This window comes from Treponema sp. R6D11 (assembly GCF_054786075.1).
This window is the reverse complement of the sequence record NZ_BDHD01000835.1, coordinates 1-486: the sequence shown is the minus strand read 5'-3', so window position 1 is coordinate 486 and position 486 is coordinate 1. Positions and strand designations below refer to the sequence as shown.

The following is a 486-nucleotide window of genomic DNA, read 5'->3' as shown; positions in this document are numbered from 1 at the left end:
TGTAATAAATATAAATATTTCTGAGAAGAAAAATAACCAATAAAACAAATTATAAAAATCAGGTAAAAATTTAGAGCGTTTTTTCTCAAATGGAGAATATATTTTCCCAAATATTTTTTCCATTTCTGTTTTTGTTTTATATCGTTTCTCCCTAATATTATAAACTATAAAATGATCTCTACGAAGCGAATATCCTAAATTTAATGCCAATATTGCTAAAAAGAATAATATACCTATTGTAACTAATGACATTAATAAAAATTCTTGTATATTGAAATTCCAACATTTATAGCAACATTCACTGTTTTTTGTATTAACAAATACATAACCATAACCACCAAATAATGCAATAATTCCAGCTATAAAAGATGTAAAAGTAGAAATTCGTTTGTTATCATTTTCTGCAAATTGTTTATGTAGTTGGTTTTCTAATTCTTTTTCAGTATTTTCACAGTTTTCATTTTTTCTATTGTTTCCATTATTTTC

The 486-nt window shown here is 23.3% G+C and carries 1 protein-coding gene; it reads right to left on the bottom strand.

Features of this window, described 5'->3' with window-relative positions; translation table 11 throughout:
* On the bottom strand, positions 1 to 486 hold a 486-nt coding region (locus ACYVTD_RS16390; RefSeq protein ID WP_461248733.1), incomplete at both ends, for a hypothetical protein.